The sequence below is a fragment of the Rathayibacter sp. AY1C9 genome (assembly GCF_002932315.1).
Taxonomy (GTDB): Bacteria; Actinomycetota; Actinomycetes; order Actinomycetales; family Microbacteriaceae; genus Rathayibacter.
Genome location: NZ_PSVZ01000005.1, coordinates 141279 through 163555, shown reverse-complemented (window position 1 = coordinate 163555; position 22277 = coordinate 141279). Strand labels below are relative to the sequence as shown.

Here is a 22277-nt window from a genome sequence, read left to right as displayed (position 1 = left end):
CGCTGTCGCGGAGGGCCGCCCGTCCATCAGTCCCGGTCGCCGAGCCCGCGCAGCAGCGCCCGCACCACGGCGACGGAGCGATCGGCCGCGTCGTCGACATGCGCCTCGAACTCGCCGGGGGCGCAGAGGTCCGAGATCCCGCGGACCGAGACGAACGGCAGCCCGTGCACGTGCGCCGTCTGCGCGAGGGCGACGGATTCCATGTCGGTGGCGAGCGCGCCGGGGAAGTCGTTCCGCACGCGGTCCACGTGGGCGCTCGAGACGAAGACGTCGCTCGAGACGATCAGGCCGCGGCGCACCGGCGGCCCCTCCAGCAGCTCGAGCTCCGCGGCGAGCGCCGCGTCGTCCCCGGAGTAGCGGGCGGGCATCCCCGGGACCTGCCCGAGCGCGTAGCCGAACGCCCGCGCATCGGCGTCGGTCTGCACGTACTCGGCGCCGATCACGACCTCGCCCACGCGGACGTCGGCGCCCAGGCCGCCGGCGGTCCCCGCGCTCACCACGAGCGGCCGGGAGCCGCCCTCCCGCAGGATCGCTGCGGTGAGACCGCCGGCCGCGTTGACGAGGCCGATGCCGGTGCGGACGAGCAGCACCGCGCGGGAGTCGAGCTCGAGCTCCCACTGCAGCGCGTTGCCGACGGCGCGCGGCTCGGAGGCGCTGGACGCGGCGGCGAGGAACGGCGCGGCCTCCTCGTCCATCGCGACCAGGACGATCGCCGTGCTCACGCGGTGACCGTCTCCCACTCCGAGCGGTGCGCGAGGAACATGCGCGCCGCCTCCTGCGCCCCCTCGAGGGAGTGGTTGGCGCCCCAGCCGCACTGGGTCTCGTTGGCGGCCGGGACCTCGTCGGCCTCGGTGATGTCCTGGAGCGTCGCCTCGACCAGGCCGAGCACCTCGGAGAGCTCGGGCTCGCCCGAGAGGAGCAGGTAGAAGCCGGTCTGGCAGCCCATCGGCGAGAAGTCGATCACGCGGTCGGAGTGGTTGCGGGACTTCTCGGCGAACAGGTGCTCGAGCGAGTGCACGGTGGGCATCTCGAGGTGCCCGCGGTTGGGCTGGGTGAAGCGCACGTCGTACTTGACGAGGTGGTCGCCTCCGGGCAGCGTCTTCGCGTCGGCGAGGCGCACGTACGGCGCTGCGACGGTGCGGTGGTCGAGGTTGAACGACTCGACGTTCATGCGCGGCTGATCCACGGTGGTCTCCTTCGCTGGGGGTCCCTCCATTGTCCTCCGCTCCGCGGAGCGGAGGCGGACCCCGGCGGATCCGGCTGCTTCTTCTCCGGGGCTGCGCCCGGATGCGAAGAGCTCCTCGCCGGCCACGACGAGGTACGCCGTGTCGAGCGCGATGATCACCAGGACCGCCCTGAACAGGCGCGCGGAGACCGTGCGGTCGTCCAGCGGGACCCCGCCGCCCAGACCCGCACGGAGGCGTGGAGCACCCCGGACAGCACCAGCGCGACGAGCGCCGTCACGCCGAGCACACTGTCCGGAACGACCACCGCCACCACCTCCTCCGTCGACGGGTCGAGCATGCCGTCGCGCCCGACGCGGCGGGGACCCGGGCCCCTGAGCGGTGGAGAACGGGCCGCTCCGATCCCTGGGGAGGAGCCTCGGCCGCTCCTCAGAACAGGTCCGAGAAGCCCATCGCGACGAGGTTCGCGTGCGAGGTCCGCAGGCAGTCGAGCGCGCTCCGCCCGTAGCGCTCGTCCTGCTCGACGAGGAGATGGTCGACGCCGAGCGCGAGGCTCGTCCCGAGGATCCCCGGGAAGTCGAGGTTTCCCTCCCCCACCTCGGCGAACTGCACGTTCGAGGTGAAGGCGTGCACGGACCACCCGCCGGACATGTCGGCGGGCGGCCCGACCCGGTAGTCCTTCAGGTGCACCAGGGCGACGCGCTCCCCGTACCGGCGCAGCGTCGTCACGGGATCGAGCCCGCCCCGCTGCACCCAGTGCACGTCGAGCTCGAGCCCCAGCAGCGGAGCCCGGTCGGCGACGACGTCGAGCAGGAGGCGGCCGCCGTGCCGCGCGAACTCGTGGTGGTGGTTGTGGAGCAGCAGCCGCAGCCCGTCGTCGCGGAGCCTCGCCGCGGCGGCCTGGCAGCGGTCGGCGAAGCCGAGCAGAGCGGCCGGCGAGGCCGCCGCGGAGGCGGGCAGCATGCCGATCCGGACCGTGCGCGTGCCGAGCGCGCGGGCGTCGGAGACGATCCCGGCGAGCCCGCCCTCGAGCGCGGCGCCCGGGGAGTCCCCCGGTGCCAGGCCCGCCGAGATCGCCGCGATCTCGACGCCGAGCTCGTCCCGCGCCCGCTGCAGCTCGGCCACGGTGGCCGCCGTCAGCGGGATCTGCGAGATCTCCACCGACCGGTAGCCGATCGCTCGGACCTCCCGGAGCGTCGCGAAGGCGCCCGCCGAGGCGAACGCGTCCTTCAGCATCATCGCCTGCACGCCGATCCTGGTCACGGCAGTCCTCCCGGTCGCGGTGGGGGCCGGCGTCTCCGCGGCCCGGAACGCCCCCGACGGTAGAGGCGCGCCTCCGATCTTGTCAATCGGTTGCCAATACGCGTATGGTCGTGGCACGGCGGCGCTCCTGCCCGCCGGTTCCCGACGACGAGAACGAGGCACGCACCGTGACCACCGCACCCGCGAACCCCGCACCCTGGACCCTCTCCGGCTTCGGCGACGAGATCGACCCCGACCCGGTCGTCCAGGTCGCCGTCCTCCGAGCGCTCGGCGCGCACAGCATCGAGGTGCGCAGCGCCTGGGGCCGGAACGTCGTCGACCTCGACGACGAGCGCCTCGCCCGCCTGGCCGCCGTGCTCGAGCGCGGCGGCCAGTCCGTCTCGGCCGTCGCCTCGCCCATCGGCAAGGTCGACGTCGCCCTCGACCCCGAGCTCGAGGTGGCGCGCCTCGACCGCGTCATCCGCGCCGCGCACGCCCTCGGCACACCGAGCATCCGCGTCTTCTCGTTCTACCGGGGCGAGGGAGTGCCGGTCGAGAGCATCCGCGACGACGTCCTGCTGCGCATGCGCATGCTCGCCGATCGCGCCGAGCGCGAGGGCGTGATGCTGCTGCACGAGAACGAGAAGGACATCTACGGCGACGTCCCCGAGCGGATCCTCGACCTGGTCGAGTCCGTCGGCTCGCCCGCCCTGCGCCTCGCCTGGGACAACGCGAACTTCGTGCAGTGCGGGGTGCGGCCCTTCGACGACGGCTGGACGGCGCTGCGGCCCTACGTCGACTACCTGCAGGTGAAGGACGCGGTGGCCGCGACCGGCACCGTGGTGCCCGCCGGCGAGGGCGACGGCCAGCTGCGCGAGACGCTCACCGCCCTGCGCGACGACGGCTGGACGGGCGTCGCCTCGCTGGAGCCGCACCTCGCGATCACGGACGCCCTCGGCGGATTCTCCGGCCCCGAGTCGTTCGGAGTGGCCGCTCGGGCCTTCCGGGGGCTCGCCTCCTCGCTCGGGATCGACCTGCGATGACCGTCCGCGCGGCGGTGATCGGCTGCGGCGACATCTCCTCCGTCCACCTCGCGGCGATCGGCACCGCACCCGGCGCGGAGCTGGTGGCGGTCTGCGACACCGACCCGGGCCGGCTCGCCGCGGCCGCCGAGAGGCACGCGGTGCCGGGCTTCCCCGAGGCGGTCCGGATGCTCGACTCCGTCCGCCCCGACGTCGTGCACGTCTGCACTCCGCACAGCACGCACGCCGCGCTGGCGGTCGCGGCCCTGGACCGCGGCGTCGCGGTGCTCCTCGAGAAGCCGCTCGCCTCCTCCGTCGCCGAGGGCGAGCAGGTGATCGCCGCGGCCGAGCGGGGCGGGGCGCGCATCGGCGTCTGCTTCCAGAACCGCTACAACCCGCCCGTGCAGCGCCTCCGCGAGCTGCTGGCGTCCGGCTCCCTGGGTGCCGTGACGGGTGCGGCCGCGACCGTGCTCTGGCACCGCGCTCCCGGCTACTACCTCGACCGCCCCTGGCGCGGGATGCGGGCCGAGGGCGGCGGCGGGATGCTGATGAACCAGGCGATCCACACCGTCGACCTCCTGCAGTGGCTCCTCGGCGAGGTGGTCGCGGTGAGCGGCTCCGCCTCCACGCGCCTGCTGCCGATCGAGGTCGAGGACACCGCCGACCTGGTGCTCACCCACGCCTCCGGCGCGCGCAGCGTCCTCTACGCGACCGTGGCGAACGCGTGGGACGAGCCGGTCGAGCTCCGCCTGCGCACCGAGCGCGCCACCGTCTCGTTGCGCGGTGCCCTCACCGTGCGGCGCGACGACGGATCCGTCGAGGTCGTCCCGGACACGGAGCGCCGATCCGGCGGGCGCTCGTACTGGGGCGCCTCGCACGAGCTGCTCGTGCACGACTTCTACGCCCGCCTCGGCGAGGACGAGCCCTTCTGGATCTCGCCCCGCGAGGCGGCGAGGTCGCTCGCGATCGTCCAGGCCGCCTACGCCCCGAGCGCGCCCGCGCGGATCCCCCACTCCACCCCGAACGAAGGACTCCTCCCATGACCACCGTCCGCCTCGGCATCATCGGATTCGGCGCCCAGGGCTCCTCCTACGCCCGCTTCCTCGCCGACGGCAGGGTGCGCGACCTCGTCGTCACCGCCGTCGCCGACGTCGACCCCGCCCGGGAGGCGGCGGCCGCCGCGCTCGCGCCCGGAGCGTCCTTCCACGCCGACCACCGCTCCCTCCTCGCGAGCGGGGAGGTCGACGCCGTCGTCGTCTGCACTCCGCACTACCTCCACCCCGGGATCGGCATCGACGCACTCGAGCACGGGCTGCACGTGCTGGTCGACAAGCCGGCGGGCGTCTACGCCGCGCAGGTGGCGGAGCTGAACGAGGCCGCCGCCGCCCGTCCCGGTCAGCGCTTCGCGATCATGTTCAACCAGCGGGCGAACCCGCTCTACCGCCGGCTCAAGGAGGTCGTCGACGAGGGCGGGATCGGGCGGATCCTGCGCTCGAACTGGATCATCACGACCTGGTGGCGGCCGCAGGCCTACTTCGACCAGAGCGCGTGGCGTGCGACGTGGGGAGGCGAGGGCGGAGGCGTCCTGGTCAACCAGGCGCCCCACCAGCTCGACCTGTGGCAGTGGCTGTGCGGAGTGCCGGAGTCGGTGGTCGCGAAGGCCGGCTACGGGCGGTGCCGCGACATCGCGGTGGAGGACGAGGTGACGGTGCTCGCCGACTTCGGCGGGGGCACGACCGGAGTGCTGGTCACCACGACGCACGACCCGATCGGCACGGACCGCCTCGAGATCGTCGGCGAGCGCGGTCGGATCGTCGTCGACGACTCCCGGGTCGCGACGATCACCCGGCTGAACGCCCCCGAGCGCGAGGTCAGCGCCGCCCTCAGCGCCGAGGACGTGGGCCTCCTGCTCAGCGGTCGCTACGACACCGCGGGCCTCTCCACGACGGAGCGGATCGAGTCGGCGTCGGTCTGGGGCGAGCAGCACACGGCCGTCCTGCAGGACTTCGCGGACAGCATCCTGCACGGCACGCCGCTGCTCGCACCCGGGGCGGAGGGGATCCTCGGGGTCCGGCTCGCCAACGCCATCCACTACTCGAGCTGGACGGGACGCGAGGTACCGCTCGACCTCGACGAGGGCGTGTTCCTGGCGGCGCTCAACGAGCGCATCCGCGAGGAGGGGGCGTTCCCGGAGCGGAGCTGACGGGGCGGAGCCGCGCGGACCCGCGCTGGACGGGGCCGGAGCGGTGAGCGGCCGGCCGGTGACGGCGGCCTCCCGGAGCGCGGGCTCCCCGATCCGGCGCGACCCGGACGCGAGCGACGGGCCGGGCGGGCTTCTCGGCCCTGTGGCAGCATGGGCGGCGGACGGCGCCCCGTCCGCCGCCGTGCCCCTCGAGAGAAGACCGCGATCGTGCCCAGCGAAGACGCGCCCACCGGCACCTCCGCCGCGAGACGCCGCGGCCGCTCCGCGACGACGATCTACGACGTCGCCCGACTCGCCGGCGTCGCCCCCTCCACCGTCTCCCGCGGGCTGAGCACGCCCGGACGGCTGAACGCCGCGACCGAGCAGCGGATCCGCGCCGCCGCGAAGGAGCTGGGCTACCGGCTCAACCCGATGGCGCGCGCGCTGCCGACGGGCCGCACCTCGACCCTCGGGCTGCTGGTGGCCGACATCACCAACCCGGCCTTCTTCCCCGCCGTGCGCGGAGCGGAGCGGGCGGCGTCGCTCCGCGGCTTCACGATGATCCTCGCCGAGTCGCAGGAGTCCGGGGAGCGCGAGGCCGAGGCGGCCGACCGCATCGCCGCCTCCACCGACGGGCTCGTCCTCGTCAGCACCCGCCTCAGCGACGAGGAGATCATCGCGCTGGCCGGGCGCATCCCGGTCGTCGTCCTCAACCGCGTGGTCCCCGGCGTCGCGGGGATCGTGCCCGATCTCGCCCCCGGGATCGACGCCGCGCTCGACCACCTCGCGGCCCTCGGCCACCGCTCCCTCGCCTTCATCGCCGGTCCGCCCGACTCGTGGATGAGTGCCGCGCGATGGGAGCTCCTCCTCGACCGCGCTCCGCAGCGGGGCATGACGGTCGTCGAGATCGGGCCGGGCGTCTCGACCCTCGAGGGCGGGAGGAGCGCGCTCGCGAGGGTGACCGCCTCCGGCGTCGGCGCGGTGATCGCCTACAACGACCTGGTCGCCATCGGGCTGATGCGCGCGGCTCAGGAGTCGGGCGTCGCGATCCCGGAGCAGCTCAGCATCATCGGCTTCGACGACATCTTCGGGAGCGACTTCACCTCGCCGCCGCTGTCGACCATCAGCGCACCGCTGGGCCGGATGGGCGAGCGGGCGGTCCGCCGGGTGCTCGGCGACGAGGAGCCTCCGGAGCGGGCCGACGATCTGCCGACGGAGTTCGTCCCGCGCGCCTCGACGGGGCTCCGCCGCGACTCCTGACCCCGGTCCGCGCCCGGCGCGCCATCCGGTGCGACACCTCTGGCAATCGGTTGACACTCCTCGGCACCCATACTTGGATGGCCCCGTGCCGACGAAGCTGCTGAACGATCCCGACCGACTCCTGCCGATCGACCCGACGACCCGGGCGATCGCCCGCGATCTCCACGCGAGCGTCGCCGACCTGCCGATCCTCTCCCCGCACGGGCACGTGGATCCGCGCCTCCTGCTCGAGGACCGCCCGTTCGCCGACGCGGCCGAGCTCTTCCTCCGGCACGACCACTACGTCACCCGTCTGCTCCACTCCGCCGGGATCGACCTCGGCGATCTCGGCATCCCGGGAGGCGAGCGCCTCGCCGGCCCGGAGGAGGTGTGGCGCACGTTCTGCGCGCACTGGCGGATCTTCGCGGGAACCGCCTCGGGCTACTGGCTCCAGTCGATCCTCGCCGAGCAGTTCGGCATCACCGAGCAGCCCGACGCCTCCACCGCCGACGCCCTCTTCGCGGCGATCGGGGCCCGGCTGGCGTCCGACGCCTTCCGCCCGCGGGCGCTCTTCGAGCGGTTCGGGATCGAGGTGCTGGCGACGACCGACGATCCACTGGACGACCTGGCCGTCCATCGGGCTCTGGCGGAGGATCCGGCGTTCCCGGGCCGCGTGCTGCCGACCTTCCGCCCCGACGCCTACCTCGATCCCTCCGCCCCCGGCTGGCCCGAGCGCGTCGCCGCCCTGGCCGCCGCCACCGGAACGAAGGAGTCCAGCTTCCCCGGATTCCTCGAGGCCCTCCGCGCCCGTCGCCGGCACTTCCTCGACCACGGCGCCGTCTCCGCCGACCACGGAGTGCTGGAGCCGCTGACCGTCGACCTCGATCCCGCCGAGGCGCAGTCCCTCTTCGCCCGCGCCCGCGCCGGCACGATCGACGCCGAGGGCAGCCGCGTCCTCGCCGGCCACCTGCTGCTGCAGTCCGCCCGCATGAGCGTCGACGACGGCCTGGTGATGACCGTCCACGCCGGCGTGCTGCGCAACCACGATCGGCCGACCTTCGAGCGCTTCGGCCCCGACACCGGCCACGACATCCCCGTCGCGACCCGGTTCGCCGAGCCCCTCCGCCCGCTGCTGCAGGAGCTCGGCAACGCGCCGGGCTTCCACCTCGTCCTCTTCGGGATCGACGAGAGCACCCACTCGCGCGAGCTCGCTCCCCTCGCCGGCTACTACCCGTCGGTGTTCCTCGGAGCGCCGTGGTGGTTCCTCGACGCGCCCGACGCGGTGCTGCGCTTCCGCGCCGCCGTGACGGAGACCGCCGGCTTCTCGCGGAGCTCCGGCTTCATCGACGACACCCGCGCGTTCCTCTCCATCCCGGCCCGTCACGACATGGCGCGGAGGCTGGACGCCGCGTTCCTCGCGCGCCTGGTCGCCGAGGGGCGCATCGACTTCGAGACGGCGAGCGCCGTCATCCTGGACCTCGTCGACGCCCAGCCGCGGAAGGTCTTCAAGCTGTGAGCGGGCACGGCGGAGGAGGCGGTTTCGATCGCGCGTCCGCGGGCCTGCCGGCGGCTCCCGTCCGCATCGTCCACCTCGGCCTCGGCGCCTTCCACCGAGCGCATCAGGCCTGGTACACGCACGCCGTCGACGACGACCACGAGTGGGGCATCGCCGCATTCACCGGCCGGAGCCCCCGCGCGGCCGAGGAGCTCGCCGCGCAGGACGGCCTGTTCACGCTGATCGAGCGCGGACCGGAGGGCGACTCGGCGACGGTCGTGGGCAGCATCGTCGAGGCGGTCGACGGCGCGGACGTCGCGCGTCTCGTCGAGCTCGTCGCGGCTCCAGGGACGGCGATCGTCACGCTGACGATCACGGAGGCCGGGTACCGTCTCGCCGCGGACGGCGGCCCCGACCTGGACGACCCCGCCGTCCGGAGCGACCTCGCCGCCCTCCGATCGGGAGGAGCGCCGACGACCGCGCTCGGCCGCCTCCTCCTCGGCCTCACCGCCCGGCGCGACGCCGGCTCCGGCCCGCTCGCCGTCGTCCCCTGCGACAACCTCTCCGGCAACGGCCCTCTCGTGCGCCGTGGACTGCTCCTGCTCGCCGAGCGGCTCGACCCGTCGCTCGCCGACTGGATCGACCGCACCGTCTCGTTCGTGTCGACCTCCGTCGACCGGATCACCCCGGCCACCACGGCGGCGGACCGGGAGGCGGCGGCCGAGCTCACCGGCATCAGCGACGCCGCGTCCGTCGTGACCGAGCCGTTCCGCGACTGGGTCCTCTGCGGCGGGTTCCCCGCCGGCCGACCCGCCTGGGAGCGCGTCGGAGCCCGCTTCGTGGACGACATCGAGCCCTTCGAGCGGCGCAAGCTGCGACTCCTCAACGGCGCGCACACGCTCCTCGCCGCCACCGGCCGCCGGCGGGGCCTCGCCACCGTCGCGGAGGCGATCGCCGACCCCGCCTGCCGGAGCGCCGTCGAGGCGTTCTGGGCGGAGGCGGCGGCCGGCCTCCCCGCCGGTCTCGACGCGGACGCCTACTGCGCCGCCCTCCTCGAGCGCTTCGGCAACCCCCGGATCGAGCACCGGCTCGAGCAGATCGGCGCCGACGCGACCGCCAAGCTCCGCATCCGGATCGTGCCCGTGCTCCTCGCCGAGCGCGCGGGCGGACACGGCGGAGCCGCCTCCCTCCGTGCCGTCGCCGACTGGATCGCACTGCTGCTCCAGGGCGACCACCTGCCCGACGCGCAGCGCCCCGCCCTCGACCGCGCCCTCGGCTCCGCCCGGCCCGTCGAGGCGCTGCTGCGGCTCGTCGACCCGCGCCTCGCCGACGACCCGGCCCTCGTCGCCGCGGTCGCCGCTCAGGCGGCCTAGACCTCCACCCCGCCTCTCCGCGCGGCGCCTTCCGGCGCCGTCGGCAACCGATTGCCACCCTCGCACCGTCTCGATGCGGCGCGGATCCCCGACGGGTCCGCGCCCGGGTAAAGGAGCCCGCATGACCCCCCGCACCACCGCGCCCGGAGCGCCCGCCGCTGAGAAGCTCTCGAAGCTGAGCATCGTGGGCTACGGCGCCGGCGACACGGCGAACAACCTCGCCTTCACCACCGCCACGATGTTCCTGCTCGTCTACTACACCGACGTCGCCGGGATCTCCGCGGCCGCGGCGGGCACGCTGCTGCTCGTCGTGCGGATCTTCGACGCGTTCGCCGACGTCTTCGCCGGCCGGGTCGTGGACCGCACCTACAGCAGGCGCTTCGGCAAGTTCCGGCCCTTCCTGATGTTCGGGTCGGTCCCGCTCCTGCTGCTCTCGGCCGCGACCTTCTCCGTCCCGCAGATCGGCGAGAGCGGAACCCTGCTCTACGCCTACCTGAGCTATGCCGCGCTCGGCCTCGCCTACAGCCTCGTCAACATCCCCTACGGCTCACTCGCCGGAGCGATGACGCAGGTCGGCACCGAGCGCGCGAAGCTCGCCAGCGCCCGCGCCATCGGCGGCGCGATCGTGGGGGCCGGGCTCGGCACCTTCATGGCCCCGCTGGTCGTCCCCGGCGCCGATCTGCAGTCGCTCTTCTCGATCGTCACGCTGAGCTTCGTCGTCGTCGGCTCCGCGCTCTACCTCTTCACGATCCTGACCGCGAAGGAGCGCGTCCAGCGCGACGTCGCGCACGTCACGTTCCGTCAGAGCATGACGACCCTCCGCTCCAACCGGCCGCTGCTCTTCCTCTGCCTCAGCTCGTTCCTGTTCCTCACCGGGACGCTCGCGCTCCAGACCGTGCAGCTCTACTACCTGCGCGACGTGCTCGGATCGGTCCAGCTCTACGCCGCGATGTCGCTGATCCAGCTCGCCCTGACCTTCGGCCTGGCCGCCCTCGTCCCGACGATCGTGCGGCGGTTCGGCAAGCGCAACGCCTACATGGCCGGAGTCGGGGTCCTGATCAGCGGCGGAACGGTCGTCTTCCTCGCCCCGGGCGACGCGGTGGCGGTCGGCTTCGGCGGACTGGTCCTCGCCTACGTCGGCATCCAGCTCGTCAACATGCTCGTCTGGGCCATCGAGGCCGACACCGTCGAGTACGGGGAGTGGAAGACCGGCATCCGCTCCGAGGGCACGATCTACGCCCTGTTCTCCTTCACCCGCAAGACCGGCCAGGCGGTCGGAGGCGCCCTCGCCGCGTACGCGCTGGCCTGGGGCGGCTACGTGGCCGGGGCCGCGGAGCAGAGCGAGCACGCCGAGTGGGGCATCCGCGCCGCCGCCGGCCTCATCCCGGCCGTCGCGGCCCTGCTCGCGGTGCTGATCATGGCGTTCTACCCGCTGACCGACCGCCGGCACGCGCAGATCGTCGCCGAGATCGCCGAGCGCCGCGAGAGCACGGGTCAGGCCGCGCCCGTGGCGCCCGGCCTCTCGACCGCCGCGTTCTCGATGGACCGCGCTCCCGGCCGGAACCCCTGACCCGATCCCCCACCACGAAAGGCACCCCATGAAGATCGACAAGGTCGAGGTCGTCGTCACCAGTCCCGACCGCAACTTCGTCACCCTCAAGCTCACGACCGACGACGGGCTGACCGGCCTCGGCGACGCGACCCTCAACGGCCGCGAGCTCGCCGTGGTCTCCTATCTCGCCGACCACGTCGTGCCGCTGCTCCTCGGTCGCGACGCCTCGCGCATCGAGGACACCTGGCAGTTCCTCTACCGGTCGTCCTACTGGCGCCGCGGGCCGGTCACGATGGCGGCGATCGCGGCGGTCGACACCGCCCTCTGGGACATCAAGGGCAAGGCCGCCGGCATGCCGCTCTACCAGCTGCTCGGAGGCGCGTCCCGTACCGGCCTGCTCGCCTACGGCCACGCGTCCGGGCGGACGGACGCGGAGCTGTTCGACAGCATCCGCGAGCACCAGGAGGAGGGGTACCGCGCGATCCGCGTGCAGACCGCGGTGCCGGGGCTGACCTCGATCTACGGCATCGCCTCCAACGCCGTCCTCGAGGGCAACGCCGGTGTGCGCTACGACCACGAACCGGCGCAGCGCGGCGGCCTGCCGACCGAGGAGGACTGGGACACCCGCGCCTACCTGCGCCACGTCCCCCGCGTCTTCGAGGCCGTCCGCAACGAGTTCGGGCCGGGGCTCCCCCTCCTCCACGACGGCCACCACCGGATGACACCGATCCAGGCCGCGGCCCTCGGCAAGTCCCTCGAGCCGTACGACCTCTTCTGGCTCGAGGACTGCACGCCCGCCGAGAACCAGGAGGCCCTCCGCCTCGTCCGGCAGCACACCACCACGCCCCTGGCGATCGGCGAGGTCTTCAACACCGTCTGGGACTACCAGCTCCTCATCCGCGAGCAGCTGATCGACTACATCCGGAGCGCGGTCACGCACACCGGAGGCGTCTCCCACCTCCGGAGGATCCTCGACCACGCCGCGCAGTACCAGATCAAGTCCGGGATGCACGGACCCACCGACGTCTCCCCGGTGGGCATGGCGGCCGCGATGCACCTGGGCCTGGCGATCCACAACTTCGGGATCCAGGAGTACATGAAGCACGGCGAGCGGACCGACAGCGTCTTCCAGCAGTCGTTCACCTGGAGCGAGGGACGGCTGCACCCGGGCGACGCCCCCGGTCTGGGCGTGGAGCTCGACGTCGACGCCGCCGGGAAGTACCCCTACGTGCGCGCGTACCTGCCCTTCAACCGCCTCGCCGACGGCACCGTCCACGACTGGTGACCTGCCCCCTCCGCCGAGGCGATCCCGGACCGTCGCGGGAGCCACGACCAGAGGGCCCCCTCGACGGTCCGGGGTTCCCCCGCTGAGCAGAGGCCGGTCAGGGCACGAAGCGGTAGCCCATGCCGGCCTCGGTCAGCAGGTGCCGCGGATGCGCGGGGTCGGGCTCGAGCTTCTTGCGCAGCTGCGCGAGGTAGAGGCGCAGGTAGCCGGTGTCGGTGACGTGCGCGGGGCCCCAGATCTCGGCCAGCAGCGAGCGGCGGGTGACCAGCTTGCCCGCGTTGCGGATGAGGATCTCGAGCACCTGCCACTCCGTCGGGGTGAGCCGCACGGAGACGCCGTCCCGCGTCGCGCTCTTGGCCACCAGGTCCACGGTCACCTCGCCGATCACGACCAGCGGCTCGCCGTCGGCCGGCTGCACCCGCCGCGAGAGGGCCCGGATACGCGCGAGCACCTCGTCCATCGAGAACGGCTTGGTGACGTAGTCGTCCGCGCCGGCGTCGAGCGCGCCCACCTTGTCGGCCGCGCCCGTCCGCCCCGACACCACCAGGATCGGCGCGCTCGTCCAGCCGCGCAGTCCGTGGATGACCTCGACCCCGTCGAGCCGGGGCATGCCGAGGTCGATCATGTAGAGGTCCGGATGCTCGTCCACCGCGCGGTTGATCGCCTCGGTGCCGTCGCCGGCCGTCACCACGTCGTATCCGCGGGCGGTGAGGGTGATGCGCAGGGCGCGCAGGATCTGCGGGTCGTCGTCGGCGATCAGGATCTTCATGCGGCTCCTCCGGAGTCCTCGTGCGGGGCGGTGCCCGACCCGCCGTCGTGCGGGGCGGCGGGAGCGACGTGAGCCGCAGGAGCAGCGGCAGCAGTCTCCGGCGCCAGCGGCAGCGTCACCACCATCGTCAGCCCGCCCCCCGGAGTGTCCTCCGTCTCGAGCGTGCCGCCCATCCCCTCCGTGAAACCCTTCGAGAGCGCGAGGCCGAGGCCCAGGCCCGTGAGGTTGTCGTCGTCGCCGAGCCGCTGGAACGGCACGAAGATCTCGGCGCGCCGCTCCTCGGGCACCCCGGGGCCGTGGTCGACGATCCGCAGCTGCGCGCTCCCGCCGAAGGCGCTGGCGGCCACGCGCACCCGGGTGCCGGACGGCGCGTAGCGGACGGCGTTCGCGAGCAGGTTGACCACGACGCGCTGCAGCAGAACCGCGTCGGCGAGCAGCGCCGGGCCCTCCGGATCGAGGTCGAGGTCGACCTCGCCGGGACCGAGACCGAGCTCGTCGAGCGCGGGAAGCACCACGTCGGCAGCGTCGAGCGGAGCGAGCGCCACGGCGAGCGCCCCCGCCTCCAGCCGCGTCACGTCCAGCAGGTCGGTGACCAGCGCGGCGAGCACGGTGAGGCTCTCGTCGGCGGTGGCGAGCAGCTCCTCCCGGTCGCGCTCGCTCCAGACCACCTCGGGCGAGCGCAGACCGCTGACCGCCGCGGTGGCCGCGGCGAGGGGCCGGCGCAGGTCGTGGCTGACGGCCGACAGCAGGGCGCTGCGCACCCGGTCGGTCTCGGCCAGCGGAGCGAGGGAGCTGGCCGTCTCGCTGAGAGCCGCGTTCTCGAGCACCGAGTCCAGCTGGGCGGCGACGACCTGGAGCAGCCGCCGCTCGCTCCCCTCCAGCTCGCGGCCGTGCAGCTCGAGCACCGCGCCCTCGCCCACCGCGATGCGCGCGGGATCGCCCTCCGGCTGCGGCTCGCCGTCCGCCGCGACGAGCTCGCCGCCGCGCAGCAGCCGCACGCCGGTCAGCCCGAACGCCTCGCGCGAGCGCTCGAGGATCGCCTGCAGCGCCCCCTGCCCGCGGATCACGCCACCGGCGATCGTCGCCAGCAGCTCCGACTCCGCCCCCGACCGCTTGGCGGCCCGCGCCCGCCGGGCCGCGCGGTCGACCACGGCGCTGACGAGCGCCGCGTTGAGCACGTAGAGCACCAGGGCCAGCGCGTGCAGAGGCTCGTCGACGGTGATCGTGTAGAGCGGATCGACGAAGAAGAAGTCGAGGGTCAGCCCCGAGAGCACGGCCGCGAAGAGGGCCGGCCAGAGCCCGCCGACCAGCGCGACCACCACCACCAGCAGCTGGTACGAGAGCACGTCGCTCGTGATCGACTCGTCGCTGCGGAGGCTCGAGAGCAGCCAGGTCACCAGCGGGCCGCCCACGAGGGCGAGTGCCAGTCCCAGGAGGCGGCGCCGCAGCGTCAGGGCGCCGTCGAGCCTCGGCAGCACCGCGGTGCGCCCGGCGGCGGAGTGGCTGACGATGTGCACGTCGATGTTGCCGGACTCGCGGATCACCGTCGACGCGGTGCCGGGCGTCAGCGCCGAGGCGAGGCGGCTCCGCCTGCTCACGCCGATCACCAGCTGCGTCGCGTTGACCGAGCGGGCGAACTCGACCAGCGTGCGCGGCACGTCCTCGCCGACCACCTGGTGGTAGCTGCCGCCGAGCTTCTCGACCAGCACCCGCTGCGCCTCGAGCACGTGCGGGCGCGGGGTGCGGAGGCCGTCGGGGGTCACCACGTGCACGGCGAGCAGGTCGCCCCCGGAGGCGCGGGCCGCGATCCGCGCGCCGCGCCGCAGCAGGGTCTCCCCCTCCGGCCCGCCGGTGAGGGTCACGACCACGCGCTCGCGCGCCTCCCAGGTGCTGTCGATGCCGTGCTCGACGCGGTAGTCGCGCAGCGCGCTGTCGACCTCGTCGGCGAGCCAGAGCAGCGCGAGCTCGCGCAGGGCGGTCAGGTTGCCGAGCCGGAAGTAGTTGGACAGCGCCGCGTCGATGCGCTCGGGCGGGTAGACCCGGCCGTCGGCGAGGCGGTCGCGCAGCGCCTGGGGCGCCAGGTCGACGACCTCGATCTGATCGGCGGCGCGGAGGACCGCGTCCGGGATCGTCTCGCGCTGCGGCGCTCCGGTGATCGCGTGCACCACGTCGTTGAGCGACTCGATGTGCTGGATGTTCACGGTCGAGAAGACGGTGATGCCGGCGTCGAGGAGCGTCCTGACGTCCTCCCAGCGCTTCTCGTGCCGGGAGCCGGGGGCGTTGGTGTGCGCGAGCTCGTCGACCAGCGCGACGTCGGGCCGGCGGGCGAGCACCGCGTCGAGGTCCATCTCGTCGAGCAGCACACCGCGGTGCTCGACGGCCCTCCTCGGCACGACCTCCAGCCCCTCGACCATCGCGGCGGTGGCGGAGCGGCCGTGCGTCTCGACCACGGCCACCACGACGTCGCGGCCCTCGGCGGCGAGCCGGCGGCCCTCCTCGAGCATCGTGTAGGTCTTGCCCACTCCGGGCGCGGCTCCGAGGAGCACGCGCAGGCGGCCCTTCGTCATGCTCCCGGCCTCCCCTCGTGCTCGCGGCTCCGGGGCGCCCCGGGCTCGCGGGACCGGCGTCGATCCGCTCGATCGGACGGTCGCGACGAGCCGATCGCGATTCTACGAGCCGGAGGCGCCACCGCAGCGGTCACAGCCGCGCGAGAGCGGCGTTGAGCTCGAGCACGTCCACCGTCGGCTCGCCGAGGTACCCGAGCTCGCGGCCGGCGGTATGCTCCTCGACCAGCGCGCGCACGGCGCTCACGTCGAGCCCGCGGGCGGCGGCGACGCGGGGCGCCTGCAGCTGCGCGTAGGCGGGGCTGATCGCGGCGTCGAGCCCCGAGGCGGAGGCGGTCAACGCATCGGCCGGCACCGCGGCCGGGTCGACGCCCTCGAAGGCCGCGATCGCGGCCCGGCGCTCCTCGACGGACGCGACCAGGCCGGCGTTCTCGGGGCCGAGGTTGCTGCCGGTCGAGGCCGCGGCGTCGTAGCCCGCGGCGGAGGGACGCGACTGGAACCACTCCGGCAGGGGCGCTCCGTCGGCGTCCGTGAACGACTGGCCGATCAGCGACGAGCCGATCACCGCGCCGTCCTGGCGCAGCAGCGAGCCGTTCGCCTGGGCGGGCAGGGCGAGCTGCCCGATCCCGAGCACCGCGAGCGGGTACGCCGCTCCCAGCAGCACGGTGAGCACGATCATCGCGCGCAGCGCGACACCGTAGGGACGGAACATGGTCTCTTCTCTCTGTCTTCAGTGGTCGGGACGGGCGGGTCAGAAGCCGGGGATCGCGGCGACGATCAGGTCGACGAGCTTGATCCCGAGGAACGGAGCGATCACTCCGCCCAGCCCGTAGACCAGGAGGTTGCGGCTGAGGATGCGCGAGGCGGCGACCGGGCGGTACGCCACTCCCCGCAGCGCGAGCGGGATCAGCACGACGATCACCAGCGCGTTGAACACGATCGCCGAGAGGATCGCCGAGGCCGGCGAGTGCAGCTGCATCACGTTCAGCACCGCGAGCCCGGGGAAGACCCCCGCGAACATCGCCGGGATGATCGCGAAGTACTTCGCCACGTCGTTCGCGATCGAGAACGTGGTGAGCGCGCCGCGGGTGATCAGCAGCTGCTTGCCGATCCGCACGATGTCGATGAGCTTGGTGGGGTCGGAGTCGAGGTCGACCATGTTGCCCGCCTCCTTCGCCGCCGAGGTGCCGGTGTTCATCGCCACGCCCACGTCGGCCTGCGCGAGGGCCGGGGCGTCGTTGGTGCCGTCGCCGGTCATCGCGACCAGCGCGCCGCCCTCCTGCTCGCGCCGGATCAGGGCGAGCTTGTCCTCGGGGGTCGCCTCGGCGAGGTAGTCGTCGACTCCCGCCTCCGCCGCGATCGCCTTCGCGGTCAGCGGGTTGTCGCCCGTGATCATCACGGTGCGGATGCCCATCGCGCGCAGCTCCGAGAAGCGCTCGGCGAGCCCGTCCTTCACCACGTCCTTCAGGTGCACGACGCCGAGCAGGCGGGCGCCGTGGGCGTCCTTCACCGCGACGACGAGGGGCGTGCCGCCGCTCTCCGAGACGCCGTCGACGAGCACCGTGAGGCGCGCCGCGACCGCGGACGGCAGCGGCCCCTCCTCCTCCACCCAGGCGCGCACGGCCGAGCCGGCGCCCTTGCGGATGGAGGAGCCGTCGGCGAGGTCGAGCCCGCTCATCCGGGTCTGCGCGGTGAACGGCACCACGGCGGCCTGAGCGGGCTCGGCGGCGGGGCGGCCCGAGTCGCCCGCGAGGTCGACGATCGACTTCCCCTCGGGCGTCGGGTCGCTGAGCGAGGAGGAGGCGGCCGCGTCGACGAGGGCGGCCTGCGCCACTCCGTCGAGCGGGAGGAACGCCACCGCGCGGCGGTTGCCGTAGGTGATCGTCCCCGTCTTGTCGAGCAGGAGCGTCGTGACGTCGCCCGCCGCCTCCACCGCCCGGCCTGACATCGCGAGCACGTTGCGCTGCACGAGCCGGTCCATGCCGGCGATGCCGATGGCCGAGAGGAGGGCGCCGATGGTGGTCGGGATGAGGCAGACGAGCAGGGCGACCAGCACCGGGACGCTCACGGAGGCTCCCGCGAACGAGGCGATCGGGTTCAGGGTCAGCACGACCACGACGAACACGATCGAGAGGCTCGCCAGGAGGATGTCGAGCGCGATCTCGTTCGGTGTCTTCTGCCGCGACGCGCCCTCGACCAGGCCGATCATCCGGTCGACGAAGGTCTCGCCCGGCCGGGAGGTGATGCGCACCACGATCCGGTCCGAGAGCACTCGCGTGCCGCCCGTCACCGCGCTGCGGTCGCCTCCGCTCTCGCGGACGACCGGGGCCGACTCGCCCGTGATCGCCGACTCGTCGATGGAGGCGATGCCCCAGACGATGTCGCCGTCGCCGGGGACGAGGTCGCCCGCCTCCGCCACGACCACGTCGCCCAGCTGCAGCTCGGCCGAGGAGACCTCGACCAGGCGGGCCGACAGGGCGGAGGGGTCCGCGGGGTCGTAGTCGGCCACGCGCCGGGCCGGAGTGCTGGTCCGGGTGGCGCGCAGGCTCTCGGCCTGGGCCTTGCCGCGGCCCTCGGCCACCGACTCCGCGAGGTTCGCGAACACCACGGTGAGCCAGAGCCAGATCGCGATGCCGGCCGTGAAGGTGACGGGCACCGTGGATCCGCCCGACTCCTCCGGCCCGCCGAGGAACGGCTCGGCGATCGCCAGCACCGTGGTCAGCACGGCGCCGACCTCGACGATGAACATCACGGGGTTGCGCCACATCAGGCGCGGATCGAGCTTGCGCAGCGCTCCGGGGAGGGCGGCGGCGAGCTGGCGCGGCCCGAGGGCGGCGCGGGTGGGGCGCGCGGGTTCCGCGGGGGCCTCGGTGAGTGCAGTGGTCATCGGAGTCGCAGTCCTTCCGCCAGGGGGCCCAGCGCGAGTACGGGGAAGTAGGTGAGCGCGGTCACGACGACCGTGACGCCCACGAGGAGGCCGACGAACTGCGGCCGGTGGGTGGGCAGCGTGCCGGCGCTGGAGGGCACCGGCGACTGCGCCGCGAGCGAGCCGGCCAGGGCGAGCACCAGCAGGATCGGGAGGAAGCGGCCGAGGAGCATCGCGACGCCGAGCGCCGTGTTGAGCCAGGGCGTGTTCGCCGTCAGCCCCGCGAACGCCGAGCCGTTGTTGTTGGACGCGGAGGTGAAGGCGTAGAGCACCTCCGAGAGCCCGTGCAGCCCGGGGTTCAGGATCGACGTGCTCTCCACGTCCTCCCGCACCGCCGGGATCGCGAAGCTCAGGGCCGTGCCGGCCAGCACGAGCGTCGGCGTCACGAGGATGTAGAGGCTCGCGAGCTTGATCTCGCGCGGGCCGAGCTTCTTGCCCAGGTACTCGGGCGTCCGGCCGACCAGCAGCCCGCCGACGAACACGGCCAGCACCGCGAGCACGAGCATCCCGTAGAGGCCCGAGCCGACGCCGCCGGGGGCGACCTCCCCGAGCATCATGTTGAGCATCGGCAGCATGCCGCCGAGCGCGGTGAAGGAGTCGTGCATCGCGTTGACGGCGCCGGTCGAGGTGAGCGTCGAGGCGGTCGCGTAGAGGGCGGAGCCGGCGATGCCGAAGCGCGTCTCCTTGCCCTCCATCGCGGCTCCGGCGGCCTGTGCCGCGGATCCGCCGCCCGCCGCCTCCAGCGCGGTGAGGGCCGCGAGCGACACGACGAAGATCGTCGCCATCGCCGCGAGGATCGCGCGCCCCTGCCGCACGTCGCCGACCATCCGGCCGAAGGTGCGCGGCAGCGAGAACGGGATCGCGAGGATCAGCACGATCTGCAGCAGCGACACCCACGCCGAGGGGTTCTCGAACGGGTGCGCGGAGTTGGCGTTGAAGTAGCCGCCGCCGTTGGTGCCGAGCAGCTTGATCGCCTCCTGCGAGGCCACCGCGCCGCCCGGGATGCTCTGCTCGCCGCCGGTGAGCGTGGTCACCGTCAGCGGGCCGTTCAGGTTCTGGATCACGCCGCCCGCGATCATCACGACCGCTGCCGCCACCGCGAGGGGCAGCAGGAGGCGCAGCGTGCCGCGCACGAGGTCGACCCAGAAGTTGCCGAGCGTTCCGGAGGAGCGGCGCGCGAATCCGCGGATCAGCGCCACCGCCACGGCCAGGCCCACGGCCGCCGAGACGAAGTTCTGCACGGCGAGGCCGCCGAGCTGCACCGCGAAGCCGAGGGTCGCCTCCGGGGAGTAGGACTGCCAGTTGGTGTTGGTGACGAACGAGACGGCGGTGTTGAACGCCAGCCCCTCCGGCACCGCGGGCAGGCCGAGGGAGCCGGGCAGGACCGCCTGGAGGCGCTGCATCCCGTAGAGCAGGAGCACGCCGACGAGCGAGAAGGCCAGCACGGCCCGGAGGTAGGCGCGCCAGCTCTGCTCGCCCGCGGAGTCGACGCCGATGAGGCGGTAGACGCCGCGCTCGAGGGCGAGGTCGCGCGTCGAGGTGTAGACGCGGAACATGTGGTCGCCGAGGGGGCGGTGGAGGAGGGCGACGGCCAGGCCGACGGTCGCGACCTGGAGGACGGCGAGGAGCGGATCCATCAGAAGCGCTCCGGTCGGATCAGGGCCGCGACGAGGTAGACGACGGCGGCGAGCGCCAGCACGGCCGCGAGGGCGTCGAAGACGATCACCGGCCCGCCTCCTTCTCGCGGGTCCCGCGGGTCGCCGAGGGGGGCGGTCCGCCCAGCCGCTCGACCCCCTTCGCCGCGAGAGCGATGAGCGAGAAGAGGGCGAGCACGCCGAGGAGGTAGGCGAGGTCGAGCACGGAGGACTCCATCCGGGGAGCGGACGACGCCCGGGACCGGACGCCTGCCGGGAAGCGGCACAGGAAGCGATGCAACACCTCGCGGGGGCCCCTCGGAGCGGTCCTCACGGTTCCCCTACGGCCCGGCCCGGAGTCCTCGCGTTTCCCTCACGCGGACGGCGGCGGGCGCCCGGCGGAGGGGCGCGAGCCGGGCGGGAGCCGAGCGGTGAGAGCGTTCTCCCCCAGCAACGGCGGGGGTCGACGTCCCGAAGATCACATTTCGGCATCGCCTGGACAAATTCGCCGCCCGCGCTTTACTCCCCCCGATCGAAGGAATATGTTCTCTCCGTGGACAAAGCCCCTCGGGGCTCTCCCGCCCTCCCGGGCGACGACACGACGACGTGCGCCACACGTGCACGCCTCTTGTCGTCCTCTCCCTCGGACACTGCTTTCAGAGAGGAATGCACTCCATGAAGTTCTCCCGCGGCATCACCACGCTGGCCGCCGCCGGCATCATCTCCCTCGGCCTCGCGGCCTGTTCCGCGAGCCCCGCCAACTCCGGAGGCGCCGCTGCCGGCGCCGGCGCGGAAGGCGACTGCACCGTCGGCATCTCGATGCCCACGCGCAGCCTCGAGCGCTGGATCAACGACGGCGAAGGCCTCCAGTCGCAGCTCGAGGGCGACGGCTGCACCGTCGACCTCCAGTACGCCGACAACAAGACCGATCAGCAGATCTCGCAGATCCAGAACCAGATCGCCGGCGGCTCCAAGATCCTGGTCATCGCCGCGATCGACGGCGAGGCCCTGGCGCCCGTCCTCGCCGAGGCGAAGAAGCAGAACGCCACCGTCATCGCCTACGACCGTCTCATCAACGGCACCGCGGACGTCGACTACTACGCGACCTTCGACAACTACAAGGTCGGCCAGCTCCAGGGCCAGTACATCGAGTCGACCCTCGACCTGAAGAACGCCGCGGGTCCCTTCACCCTCGAGCCCTTCGCCGGCAGCCCCGACGACAACAACGCGAAGTTCTTCTTCTCCGGCGCGTGGGACGTCCTGCAGCCCTACATCGAGAGCGGCAAGCTCACCGTCCCCTCGGGCAAGTCGCCCGCGTCGGACGACGACTGGGCCTCGATCGGCATCCAGGGCTGGGCCTCCGACAAGGCGCAGTCCGAGATGGACAACCGCCTCTCGTCCTTCTACACCGGAGGCCAGAAGGTCGACGTCGTGCTCTCCCCCAACGACAGCCTGGCCATCGGCATCGAGGCCTCGCTGAAGTCGGCCGGCTACACCCCCGGCGCCGACTACCCGGTCATCACCGGCCAGGACGCCGACAAGGCCAACGTCAAGGCGATCCTCGCCGACGAGCAGTCCATGACGGTCTGGAAGGACACCCGCACCCTCGGCGACCGCGTCTTCCAGATGGTGCAGTCGATCGTCGCGGGCGAGGAGCCCGAGGTCAACGACACCGAGACCTACGACAACGGCGAGAAGGTCGTCCCGTCCTACCTGCTGGAGCCGCAGGTCGTCACGAAGGACGACGTCCAGTCGGTCCTCGTCGACTCCGGCTTCCTCAAGGCCGGCGACGTCGGACTCTGATCCGTCG

The 22277-nt window shown here is 73.3% G+C and carries 19 protein-coding genes; 9 read left to right on the top strand and 10 right to left on the bottom strand.

Going from position 1 to position 22277, the window contains the following annotated elements; all coding sequences use genetic code 11:
* Window positions 1-26: 26 nt before the first annotated feature.
* From mtnN to C5D09_RS06005, 3 genes are all read right to left on the bottom strand, one after another.
* The gene (gene mtnN / locus C5D09_RS06020; RefSeq protein WP_258059322.1) at window positions 27-722 is read right to left on the bottom strand and encodes a 5'-methylthioadenosine/S-adenosylhomocysteine nucleosidase; all 696 of its coding nucleotides are present in this window, start codon (window positions 720-722) and stop codon (window positions 27-29) included.
* Window positions 719-1216: an S-ribosylhomocysteine lyase gene (locus C5D09_RS06015; RefSeq protein ID WP_308471882.1), complete on the bottom strand. Its 498-nt coding sequence runs from the start codon at window positions 1214-1216 to the stop codon at window positions 719-721. Before C5D09_RS06015 ends, mtnN begins: the two co-directional genes overlap by 4 nt.
* Window positions 1217-1613: 397 nt before the next feature.
* On the bottom strand, window positions 1614-2447 hold the full coding sequence (locus C5D09_RS06005) for a sugar phosphate isomerase/epimerase (protein ID WP_258066925.1): 834 nt from the start codon (window positions 2445-2447) through the stop codon (window positions 1614-1616).
* 167 nt (window positions 2448-2614) lie between these two features.
* Here C5D09_RS06005 and C5D09_RS06000 point away from each other — a divergent pair, with 167 nt between their 5' ends.
* From C5D09_RS06000 to manD, 8 genes are all read left to right on the top strand, one after another.
* Complete coding sequence (locus C5D09_RS06000; RefSeq protein ID WP_258065778.1) at window positions 2615-3469, top strand: sugar phosphate isomerase/epimerase; 855 nt, start codon at window positions 2615-2617, stop codon at window positions 3467-3469.
* A complete protein-coding gene (locus C5D09_RS05995; RefSeq protein WP_104247552.1) occupies window positions 3466-4491 on the top strand; it encodes a Gfo/Idh/MocA family protein in 1026 nt (341 codons plus the stop codon). The genes C5D09_RS06000 and C5D09_RS05995 overlap by 4 nt, the downstream gene beginning before the upstream one ends.
* Window positions 4488-5651, top strand: a complete 1164-nt coding sequence (locus C5D09_RS05990) for a Gfo/Idh/MocA family protein (protein ID WP_104268833.1) — start codon at window positions 4488-4490, stop codon at window positions 5649-5651. Before C5D09_RS05995 ends, C5D09_RS05990 begins: the two co-directional genes overlap by 4 nt.
* Before the next feature lie 207 nt (window positions 5652-5858).
* Entirely contained in the window at window positions 5859-6890 is a 1032-nt protein-coding gene (locus C5D09_RS05985) for a LacI family DNA-binding transcriptional regulator (RefSeq protein ID WP_258066923.1), read from the top strand.
* Window positions 6891-6975: 85 nt separating this feature from the next.
* Window positions 6976-8385 (top strand): glucuronate isomerase, encoded by a 1410-nt coding sequence (uxaC, locus tag C5D09_RS05980; protein WP_104268831.1) that lies wholly within the window; start codon window positions 6976-6978, stop codon window positions 8383-8385.
* Window positions 8382-9737, top strand: a complete 1356-nt coding sequence (locus C5D09_RS05975) for a mannitol dehydrogenase family protein (RefSeq protein ID WP_258066922.1) — start codon at window positions 8382-8384, stop codon at window positions 9735-9737. The genes uxaC and C5D09_RS05975 overlap by 4 nt, the downstream gene beginning before the upstream one ends.
* Window positions 9738-9858: 121 nt before the next feature.
* Window positions 9859-11307, top strand: coding sequence for a glucuronide transporter (gene uidB, locus C5D09_RS05970; RefSeq protein ID WP_104257955.1), 1449 nt, complete (start codon window positions 9859-9861; stop codon window positions 11305-11307).
* A 28-nt stretch (window positions 11308-11335) separates the two neighbouring features.
* Window positions 11336-12574 carry a D-mannonate dehydratase ManD gene (gene manD / locus C5D09_RS05965; RefSeq protein WP_104268830.1) on the top strand — a complete coding sequence of 413 codons (1239 nt, stop codon included), beginning with the start codon at window positions 11336-11338 and terminating at the stop codon, window positions 12572-12574.
* A gap of 97 nt (window positions 12575-12671) precedes the next feature.
* Here manD and C5D09_RS05960 read toward each other — a convergent pair whose 3' ends face one another.
* From C5D09_RS05960 to C5D09_RS17425, 7 genes are all read right to left on the bottom strand, one after another.
* Window positions 12672-13343 carry a response regulator gene (locus C5D09_RS05960; protein WP_104222647.1) on the bottom strand — a complete coding sequence of 224 codons (672 nt, stop codon included), beginning with the start codon at window positions 13341-13343 and terminating at the stop codon, window positions 12672-12674.
* Window positions 13340-15910 (bottom strand): ATP-binding protein, encoded by a 2571-nt coding sequence (locus C5D09_RS05955; RefSeq protein ID WP_104268829.1) that lies wholly within the window; start codon window positions 15908-15910, stop codon window positions 13340-13342. The genes C5D09_RS05960 and C5D09_RS05955 overlap by 4 nt, the downstream gene beginning before the upstream one ends.
* Window positions 15911-16040: 130 nt before the next feature.
* Entirely contained in the window at window positions 16041-16619 is a 579-nt protein-coding gene (kdpC, locus tag C5D09_RS05950) for a K(+)-transporting ATPase subunit C (RefSeq protein ID WP_104268828.1), read from the bottom strand.
* A 39-nt stretch (window positions 16620-16658) separates the two neighbouring features.
* Window positions 16659-18794 carry a potassium-transporting ATPase subunit KdpB gene (gene kdpB / locus C5D09_RS05945; protein WP_104268827.1) on the bottom strand — a complete coding sequence of 712 codons (2136 nt, stop codon included), beginning with the start codon at window positions 18792-18794 and terminating at the stop codon, window positions 16659-16661.
* Window positions 18791-20470 (bottom strand): potassium-transporting ATPase subunit KdpA, encoded by a 1680-nt coding sequence (gene kdpA, locus C5D09_RS05940; RefSeq protein WP_104268826.1) that lies wholly within the window; start codon window positions 20468-20470, stop codon window positions 18791-18793. The genes kdpB and kdpA overlap by 4 nt, the downstream gene beginning before the upstream one ends.
* Window positions 20470-20559: a K(+)-transporting ATPase subunit F gene (gene kdpF, locus C5D09_RS05935; protein WP_068209492.1), complete on the bottom strand. Its 90-nt coding sequence runs from the start codon at window positions 20557-20559 to the stop codon at window positions 20470-20472. The genes kdpA and kdpF overlap by 1 nt, the downstream gene beginning before the upstream one ends.
* A complete protein-coding gene (locus C5D09_RS17425) occupies window positions 20556-20705 on the bottom strand; it encodes a hypothetical protein (protein ID WP_167299012.1) in 150 nt (49 codons plus the stop codon). Before C5D09_RS17425 ends, kdpF begins: the two co-directional genes overlap by 4 nt.
* 437 nt (window positions 20706-21142) lie before the next feature.
* Here C5D09_RS17425 and chvE point away from each other — a divergent pair, with 437 nt between their 5' ends.
* Complete coding sequence (gene chvE / locus C5D09_RS05930; protein ID WP_374952918.1) at window positions 21143-22270, top strand: multiple monosaccharide ABC transporter substrate-binding protein; 1128 nt, start codon at window positions 21143-21145, stop codon at window positions 22268-22270.
* Window positions 22271-22277: the final 7 nt, after the last annotated feature.

Excerpts from the sequence above, each read along its gene's own strand:
- C5D09_RS06015 (WP_308471882.1), bottom strand. The coding sequence starts at position 1,216 with ATGGAGGGACCCCCAGCGAAGGAGACCACCGTGGATCAGCCGCGCATG.
- C5D09_RS05995 (WP_104247552.1), top strand. The coding sequence starts at position 3,466 with ATGACCGTCCGCGCGGCGGTGATCGGCTGCGGCGACATCTCCTCCGTC.
- C5D09_RS05990 (WP_104268833.1), top strand. The coding sequence starts at position 4,488 with ATGACCACCGTCCGCCTCGGCATCATCGGATTCGGCGCCCAGGGCTCC.
- uidB (WP_104257955.1), top strand. The coding sequence starts at position 9,859 with ATGACCCCCCGCACCACCGCGCCCGGAGCGCCCGCCGCTGAGAAGCTC.
- manD (WP_104268830.1), top strand. The coding sequence starts at position 11,336 with ATGAAGATCGACAAGGTCGAGGTCGTCGTCACCAGTCCCGACCGCAAC.
- C5D09_RS05960 (WP_104222647.1), bottom strand. The coding sequence starts at position 13,343 with ATGAAGATCCTGATCGCCGACGACGACCCGCAGATCCTGCGCGCCCTG.
- C5D09_RS05955 (WP_104268829.1), bottom strand. The coding sequence starts at position 15,910 with ATGACGAAGGGCCGCCTGCGCGTGCTCCTCGGAGCCGCGCCCGGAGTG.
- kdpC (WP_104268828.1), bottom strand. The coding sequence starts at position 16,619 with ATGTTCCGTCCCTACGGTGTCGCGCTGCGCGCGATGATCGTGCTCACC.
- kdpB (WP_104268827.1), bottom strand. The coding sequence starts at position 18,794 with ATGACCACTGCACTCACCGAGGCCCCCGCGGAACCCGCGCGCCCCACC.
- kdpA (WP_104268826.1), bottom strand. The coding sequence starts at position 20,470 with ATGGATCCGCTCCTCGCCGTCCTCCAGGTCGCGACCGTCGGCCTGGCC.
- C5D09_RS17425 (WP_167299012.1), bottom strand. The coding sequence starts at position 20,705 with ATGGAGTCCTCCGTGCTCGACCTCGCCTACCTCCTCGGCGTGCTCGCC.
- chvE (WP_374952918.1), top strand. The coding sequence starts at position 21,143 with ATGAAGTTCTCCCGCGGCATCACCACGCTGGCCGCCGCCGGCATCATC.